This window comes from Clostridium oryzae, assembly GCF_002029235.1.
Taxonomy (GTDB): domain Bacteria; phylum Bacillota; class Clostridia; order Clostridiales; family Clostridiaceae; genus Clostridium_AE; species Clostridium_AE oryzae.
Genome location: NZ_MZGV01000116.1, coordinates 1 through 7,433, shown reverse-complemented (window position 1 = coordinate 7,433; position 7,433 = coordinate 1). Strand labels below are relative to the sequence as shown.

The 7,433-nt window shown below is 31.7% G+C and carries 8 protein-coding genes and 2 pseudogenes; 3 read left to right on the top strand and 7 right to left on the bottom strand.

The window, feature by feature from the left end; genetic code table 11:
- Positions 1-180: 180 nt before the first annotated feature.
- The 3 genes and pseudogenes from CLORY_RS22165 to CLORY_RS23485 form a co-directional block, all read right to left on the bottom strand.
- A complete protein-coding gene (locus tag CLORY_RS22165; protein WP_079428655.1) occupies positions 181-1,236 on the bottom strand; it encodes a type IV pilus twitching motility protein PilT in 1,056 nt (351 codons plus the stop codon).
- A gap of 86 nt (positions 1,237-1,322) precedes the next feature.
- Positions 1,323-1,616, bottom strand: a pseudogene (locus CLORY_RS22160) (sigma-70 family RNA polymerase sigma factor); the annotation flags it as partial.
- A gap of 95 nt (positions 1,617-1,711) precedes the next feature.
- Entirely contained in the window at positions 1,712-1,882 is a 171-nt protein-coding gene (locus CLORY_RS23485) for a hypothetical protein (protein ID WP_169911727.1), read from the bottom strand.
- 180 nt (positions 1,883-2,062) lie between these two features.
- On the opposite strand from CLORY_RS23485, the gene CLORY_RS22155 reads away from it, so the two are divergent.
- The 3 genes and pseudogenes from CLORY_RS22155 to CLORY_RS24350 all read left to right on the top strand — a co-directional run bounded on the left by CLORY_RS22155 (position 2,063) and on the right by CLORY_RS24350 (position 4,830).
- On the top strand, positions 2,063-3,001 hold the full coding sequence (locus CLORY_RS22155) for a DUF2935 domain-containing protein (protein ID WP_169911726.1): 939 nt from the start codon (positions 2,063-2,065) through the stop codon (positions 2,999-3,001).
- 683 nt (positions 3,002-3,684) lie between these two features.
- Positions 3,685-4,353, top strand: a pseudogene (locus CLORY_RS24355) (DUF7948 domain-containing protein); the annotation flags it as partial.
- A gap of 93 nt (positions 4,354-4,446) precedes the next feature.
- A complete protein-coding gene (locus CLORY_RS24350; protein WP_479723564.1) occupies positions 4,447-4,830 on the top strand; it encodes an SBBP repeat-containing protein in 384 nt (127 codons plus the stop codon).
- 87 nt (positions 4,831-4,917) lie between these two features.
- On the opposite strand, the gene CLORY_RS22145 is transcribed toward CLORY_RS24350, so the two are convergent.
- Genes CLORY_RS22145 through CLORY_RS22130 form a run of 4 tightly spaced genes read right to left on the bottom strand, consistent with a single transcriptional unit; the run spans position 4,918 to position 7,130 of the window.
- A complete protein-coding gene (locus tag CLORY_RS22145; RefSeq protein ID WP_079428649.1) occupies positions 4,918-5,256 on the bottom strand; it encodes a hypothetical protein in 339 nt (112 codons plus the stop codon).
- Between the two features lie 23 nt (positions 5,257-5,279).
- Positions 5,280-5,987 carry a 4Fe-4S double cluster binding domain-containing protein gene (locus CLORY_RS22140; protein ID WP_079428647.1) on the bottom strand — a complete coding sequence of 236 codons (708 nt, stop codon included), beginning with the start codon at positions 5,985-5,987 and terminating at the stop codon, positions 5,280-5,282.
- Between the two features lie 39 nt (positions 5,988-6,026).
- Positions 6,027-6,491, bottom strand: a complete 465-nt coding sequence (locus CLORY_RS22135; protein ID WP_079428645.1) for an NUDIX hydrolase — start codon at positions 6,489-6,491, stop codon at positions 6,027-6,029.
- 21 nt (positions 6,492-6,512) lie between these two features.
- Positions 6,513-7,130: a nucleotidyltransferase family protein gene (locus tag CLORY_RS22130; protein WP_079428643.1), complete on the bottom strand. Its 618-nt coding sequence runs from the start codon at positions 7,128-7,130 to the stop codon at positions 6,513-6,515.
- Between the last annotated feature and the right edge of the window lie 303 nt (positions 7,131-7,433).

Genomic DNA, 7,433 nt, shown 5'->3' with positions numbered 1-7,433 from the left:
CTATTGTTATTATTATTTCCTAATATTTAAGAAAATTGCATATAATATTCAATATAATAAAAAACAGGCTATATACTTTTAATAGTATAGTCATGCCTGTTTTTATTTTTTCAAACTATATGATTTTATATTTTAACCCAATAAGTTCTTTAAGAGTAAATTTATTTGTTTTGTATGAAATTAAAGCATTATGAGCCTTTGAATCATTTCCCTGTCAATCGCATAAGATATCGCTGAATCTTCAGATATGATTTTCTTCTTATACAGTTCAGCAATAGCCATGTCCATTGTTTTCATTCCATACTTTCCACCTGTTTGAACAGCAGATTCTATCTGATGAGTTTTACCTTCTCTTATAAGATTCTGAATAGCAGGTGTAGCAACCATTATTTCTAATGCAGCAACCCTTCCCTTTTCATCGTTTCTTGGAATAAGCTGTTGTGAAATTATGCCCTGTAATACTGCAGCCATCTGTATTTTAATTTGCTGCTGCTGGTGCGGTGGAAATACATCAACTATTCTGTCAACTGTCTTTGCAGCTCCTATAGTATGAAGAGTAGAGAAAACTAAGTGTCCCGTTTCAGCTGCCGTAATTGCAGTAGCTATTGTCTCTAAATCTCTCATCTCTCCAACCAGTATCACATCTGGATCTTCCCTTAATATAGACTTTAAAGCTCTTTCGTAGCTTAGGCTATCTTTTCCTATCTCTCTTTGGTTTATAATTGATTTATTATGTTTATGTAAATATTCTATCGGATCTTCCAATGTTATTATATGAGCATCTCTTGTACTGTTTATTTCATTTATCATTGCTGCAAGTGTTGTACTCTTACCACTTCCGGTAGGACCAGTTACAAGTACAAGACCCCTTTGCAGCTGGGTAAGCTGCTTTACTACAGCTGGAAATTCAAGCTGTGACAATGTTGGCACTTTTAAAGCTACTACTCTTATTGCAAGAGCATCACTGCTTCTTTGTTTAAATATGTTTATTCTGAATCTTCCCAAACCAGGTATTGAATATGAGGTATCGTATTCACCATTTCGGCTATATTCTTCATATTTATCACCTATAATAAGCTTCACATATTTTTCAGTATCTGAAGGCAATAGCTTGTTTTCTTTCATAAAAGTCAATTTTCCATTAATTCTAATAGCCGGCGGTACACCAACTGTTAAATGTAAATCCGAGGCCCCAGCTTTAACAGTTGTTTCTAAAAGTTCATTAAGATTTACCATTCTTATCCCCCTTATGTTTTGATGTTATAATCTATCAGTTTTATAAGCAATATATGGATTGTACATTTTATAATATATTATACACATTATAACTTTAGTTTTCCATTGAGTTCTTTATACAATTTCTTTAAAGCTCTCTTTTCTATTCTTGAAACATATGAACGTGAAATTCCCAGCATCTTAGCTATTTCGCGTTGAGTTTTGGCATTACCGTCCAATAAGCCATATCTCATTTCAATAATAATTTTTTCTCTTTCAGCAAGGCAACTATTTATCTTACTGTATAGTCTCCTCGTTTGTATCTTATTTTCAACTATATCTATAATTGAATCCTCATCGCTGCTCAATACGTCCATCAAAGAAATTTCATTATCTTCTTCAGGTTATACACTTCTACAAATATTATATCAGAAAATGGAATAAAAAATATACTTATACATACAAAAACATTTTTTTATGGTATAAATGTTCTTTATTACTTGCTTTTTTCTTTATATATTTCAGCAGCAATTCCAGATACTAAGTTGTTTAGTTCCTTTTTAATTGTTAAATCTTTTTCTTTAGTTATTTTAGGTGCAATGATATCTATTTTTGTGTTTCCTAACACATATGATACAGAGTTATCGTCTTTAATTTTTTCAACCATAATAATCACCTCAACTAAACTTATTCAACTAAAATGAAGTTTAGTAATACTCAATTAATGAATCACTATGTACTAATATATAATTTGATATTGATTATACTTTCACATTTTTGCCAAATACCAATATTATATATTGACAAGGTATTAATTATATCAAACAAATTTTCATGGAGGAGAAACATGTTATTAAAGGAAGATTTCATCAGATACTCGCTGGAAATAAATCTTTTCTTTTTAAGATTGGCAAAAGAACATTCTATTTTTGCTGCTGCCTCACTTACTCAAAGGGATATAAGAGTCGCAGATGAGCTTATTAGATTAAAAAGCAGTATCGAAGTAATTTTAAACAATGCTGTAAAGTTATCACAAGGAGTTATCAGTTCAGAAGTATTAGCTTCAGGTGAACTAGTAACCGGTCTTACTTTAGCCGCTGAAGATAAGACTAGATTTTACACCGGAATTCCCATAGACACTAATATAACTAAAATGGAGCTTGCATTAAAACCTGGAAAATCTCCGATGAATAATTCAGTTCTCTTTGAAAGTGTTTCAAGTTTAAACCAACAAGCAATAATAGCATTAACTACAGCTATAGAATCTACAGAAAAACTTATGGCAAATGTATTAAGCTGTAATACTTTTACCTTCCTATATCCTCTGCTAATTGACCATGTAATAGAGGAAACCCGCTTTTTTACATCATTGCTCATTAAGCTTCAACATATGGAAGATCTTAATATCATAAATAAAGCTCTTGCTGAAGAATTTAAATTTGATTGGAACGAAATCATGAAAGAGCACTCTCAGTTTATAAGAGGTATGCTTGACCCATCCGAGACACGGTTATTTGAAACTGCTGATGCTTTTGCAAAAGAATTTGCCAGACTGGAAGGAGGAACTGCTGAGACATCAAAACAACCTATCCACTCTTCTGATAACATAAGAAGAGCATTAACTGCAACTACAAACCTAAGAAATTTCAAAAGAGCCGGCACTGAGGGCATTTTAGCATGCAAAATAAAATCTATAATATTACCTCTTTTAGCAGATCATGTGACTAGAGAAGCAAATCATTATTTAAGATTACTTAAGAGTCTAAATACTAAACCTTCTAAGTAATTCCTGATAGCATTATAACAAGGGTTCAGGGAATATAGATACTGCTTATATCACTTAATGTATCTTGATTCCACAACCCTTGTCCTAAATATTTAGTTACTGCTGATCTTCTTTTTTATGCTTATTAAAAAAACAACAAAAATCAATATCAAAGCTGTAATAGTATTTATCATCATATAACTTTGTTCGAAGCGAACCTTACCAAATGATGCATTTATATGTATCATGAAAAGTCTAGGCTGACCAACGATACCAACCAAATATTATAGAAATATTTAAGAAAGTGTAAGGTTTTCAATTCTGTACATAATTTGATTTCGTTTATTAACACTTTACATACCCATTATATAATTTATTGTAAATTGATGAGCGTCTACGAAAAATACCTATTGCCATTAAGGTAATAGGTATTTTATAGTCTACAGAGGCTCATTAAATTAATTCAAGTCGTATCATTTTCATGTAACATTTTTATATTTAATCCATATAATGTATTGTGAATTTCTATAACCTATTTTACATGTAACTTTAACTACTATGTTTATAGAGGTGAAAATAAAAATAAAAATAGAACTACAAAACTATGACAATTTACCAAGGTCATTTCAAATTAATAAGGGACAAAGTTGGGCCGAGATTAAATATTTAGCTAATGGAGCAGGATATAGTATTTTTTTACTCCCTCAAAAACTGTATTATTAATAAATCAGCAAACAAATGATAAAGTATTAAATAATGCTAAAGGCAATACAAAGCCAGTTCTTAAAAAGCAAAACAATTGTGCTGTGGTTGAAATAAAATTTGCAGGAGCAAATAAACAGTCAGTGATTGAAGCGATTGAAGAATTGCCTGGTAAGGTTAATTACTTTTTAGGCAGCGATCCGGCTAAGTGGTACACTAACATTCCCACTTACTCGAAAATAAAATATCATGGCGTGTATACTGGCATCGATGTTATTTGCTATGGTAATTCCGGTAAGTTGGAGTATGATTATATAATTTCGCCAAATGCAGATCCTAAATCAATAATAATCGATATCCAAGGAGCCGACAATTTAAAGTTAGATAATAAGGGATATCTAATTTTACACGTTTTAAACAGTGAATTCTGTTTTAAAAAGCCTTATATATATCAGATAGTAAATGGAATAAAAAGTAAAGTAACAGGCAGCTATATAATAAGAAAAGATGGAACAGTCGGATTTAAGATTGGACACTATCATAAAGCTTTACAGTTAGTTATTGATCCTTTACTTGAATACTCTACTTACCTTGGCGGAAGCGAAGAAGACTATGCTAATAGCATTGCTGTAGATTCAGTGGGTAATGCCTATATAACAGGAGGTACTGAGTCCATTAATTTTCCTACTAATCCTCCATCACAGCCCGCTCCTAATAGCAGCGTTAACTCTTTTATAACCAAAATTAATTCCACTGGTTCTCAATTGATATATTCCACGTATTTGGGCGGCAATGGTGACGATATTGCATCTAGTATTAAAGTTGATGTGGAAGGTAATGCTTACATTACAGGTTTCACTAAATCTTCTGACTTCCCGATTAATAATGCTTTGCAAAAGACCTTAAATGGTACTAATAGCGATATTATTATATGTAAAATCGGCTTAACACAGGCTGAAAGTATCGAAAACTCTATTACAAGTATCATAAGCAAAGTTTCAGATATTAATAAAACACTAAGTTCATTAGATGGTATTGAAAAATCTGTAAAAAAAAAAGTGATTTCTATCATCCAAAAATCTCTGATATGTACACTCAAAAATGGAGAAATTCTATTTAATAGATTTTTCCGTTTTACCGATTGTTAATTTTGGGAAATAGCCAGCTAAATTCATTGTTCTTTTTAGGAGATTCTATTTCTATAGTATCTTCTAAGTTTATTTTCTGTAATTATACTATTCTGGTTTCCTTACCACATTAAATCCGTAGCCCATAGAAGCTGTTATAATACATATTATGCCAAGGACAAAAACAAACCACCATAACCATCGGGCTACTTTATTAGTTTTATTAATTCTTTTGTTCTTAAAAAAGGAATAATAATCTGTACAAGCATTCCATATACCATTAAAAATGCACCATATGCCCAATATAAATTTACTAGCAATGCCTATATAATAAATATACGTTCTATTAGCAATTGCAACAAATGGTATTACAGATAAAATACAAAATATGATGACAAAAGGAATATTTATACAAAGATATAGTTTCTTCATGCTTTGCTCGCTCATTATGAATCTCCATTCTAAATTCTTTAAGATGCTGTTTGCCCCTTCATCCTTTTTATATATGCTTTCGTAAATGGGCATACTGCTATGCATTTTCCACATACAGCTGTTTCTATGCCAACAATTTTCTTCATCATAGCTCTAGCCTTTGCTCTGCATTTCAGCGGTTCAATAAGATCTTTTCTTTCTGCATTAACATTCCATAAGTTCCCCTTTATAGCTTCTGCAGGACAAGCATTTGTACAGTTAAGACAGTTTCCGCATTTCGATTCATCTATAGGTTGCCCAGTTTTAACCGGTATATCTGTTAAAATAGTACTTATACGTATTGCAGAACCATAGTCAGAAGTTATAAGCAGTGCATTCTTTCCAATCCATCCTATTCCCGCTCTGGTTGCTACAGTCTTATGGGGTAATGGTGTAGTAAGATTATCATCCTCTGTAACATAAGTAGTACTTTGTCCTATAGCATTATATCCTCTAGCTTTTATAAATTTTTCACCTAAAGAAACTATTTTGTCTAGCAGCTTATTTAATCTTTTATACTCTTCGTAATACTGCTCTGTTGGTCCGTTCTCTAGCTCTTTCACAACTTCAGAAGCTATTTTAACAGCTACACATATACCATAAGGTAAATTACACCGGATATTAGAATCTAGCATAGTTAAATCTCCAAAGCCTACAATATCTGCGCCTGCATTTTTCAAGTAATTTATCAGTTCTGATTCAAACATTGTTTATCACCTGCCTTGATTTTTTAATATATATATAGGTTATATATTATCATATATCTTTAGAAACTTCTGCATAATTTCCCCATGACTCTCTACAATATTACTGGGAAGTTTATTAATGGGAAAAAATTTTACATCAAGAGATTCAGTTTCATCCATGGCTATCTCTCCACTAATTTCATCACTATAATACGCAATAGTCACAGCATAAAATTCATCACCATTAGGTACTTTTACTAATCTATCCCTGCCAGAATCAACCTGTATAAAATTTAATTTTCCAACAGTTAGGCCTGTTTCCTCCAATACTTCTCTTCTTGCAGTATCCTCAGTTGATTCACCTAACTCCATAAGTCCTCCCGGAAGTCCCCATTTACCATAGGATGTAGTTTTTCGTTTTTCTAACAATATCCTTTTCTTTTCATCTATGATTACTACTACCGCTCCAACAAGTATAAGCGGACGATGACCAACTATTTTTCTAAGTTCTTCTATATATCCCATTGCAACCTCTTTTCAAGTTTTTTAGTTTTCATCCCAAGGCACAACTTTTAAGTTTGGCCATTTCTTAATCCAATTTGATACCTTAGTTTCATAGATTTCTTTAGTTATCTGAACTTTATTAGCCCTTACGGTCATTCCAAATAAATCATTCAAGCCAAAAGGTGCATATACCTTAAACTCATTATTAAACTCTTTTCTAATTCCAATGGATGTAGCAGTTGTTGGCCAAGAATTTATAGAGCTCTCTAATGATTTATATGGTTCAATGCTATAGCCAAAATGATCCTTATACCACAAGTGTACTCTAGCTTGATTTTTTACATCAATCTCTATGTCTAAGTCTGAATATAACTGTTTTACGGCTGAAATCATTCTGTCTTCGGCTTCAAAGTCCACATTTTCTTCATCAAAGTAAACAAAATCAATATCTTTGATACCGTAATTTAAAGGTTTATCAGAAATATAATTCCATACTGTTTGTGTTATGCATCCTGCACCTATATAATAATTATCCAAATCTAATGTTTTAGCTCTTTCTAGAACCTGATTTACAATTTCACTTGAACTAATTATCGTTTTTAAAGCTTTTACCTGAGAGCATAGATCCAGATTGTAACCTGATAATCGTCTCAAATCCATGTATTATTCTCCTCTCTAACTCGTAATCTTTATATAATTCTTTTATTTTACAACTTCTATTGCTTAATTCTCTGACCTATTAGTATTATAGCACTTGTTTCTAATATAAAAAAAGAAATGTTGTGGCACTACGGAGATTGATCCGTTCATTAAGCACTTGTAACACAAATTTTATGTAAATTCCTACGAAAATTAAATAATAGCACTCTTTCTATTTTAGGCAACACTAAGCTAGACTGGCCTATTTAGGCTAGTCCCAAGCTTTGTATTTTATTTCATATTCTTAGACAGGGGCTTTTTCTA

Bases quoted from the DNA above. Each gene is read 5' to 3' on its own strand.
- CLORY_RS23485 (WP_169911727.1), bottom strand. From the start codon at position 1,882: ATGGTTGAAAAAATTAAAGACGATAACTCTGTATCATATGTGTTAGGA.
- CLORY_RS22145 (WP_079428649.1), bottom strand. From the start codon at position 5,256: ATGAGCGAGCAAAGCATGAAGAAACTATATCTTTGTATAAATATTCCT.
- CLORY_RS22130 (WP_079428643.1), bottom strand. From the start codon at position 7,130: ATGGATTTGAGACGATTATCAGGTTACAATCTGGATCTATGCTCTCAG.
- CLORY_RS22165 (WP_079428655.1), bottom strand. From the start codon at position 1,236: ATGGTAAATCTTAATGAACTTTTAGAAACAACTGTTAAAGCTGGGGCC.
- CLORY_RS22140 (WP_079428647.1), bottom strand. From the start codon at position 5,987: ATGTTTGAATCAGAACTGATAAATTACTTGAAAAATGCAGGCGCAGAT.
- CLORY_RS22155 (WP_169911726.1), top strand. From the start codon at position 2,063: ATGTTATTAAAGGAAGATTTCATCAGATACTCGCTGGAAATAAATCTT.
- CLORY_RS22135 (WP_079428645.1), bottom strand. From the start codon at position 6,491: ATGGGATATATAGAAGAACTTAGAAAAATAGTTGGTCATCGTCCGCTT.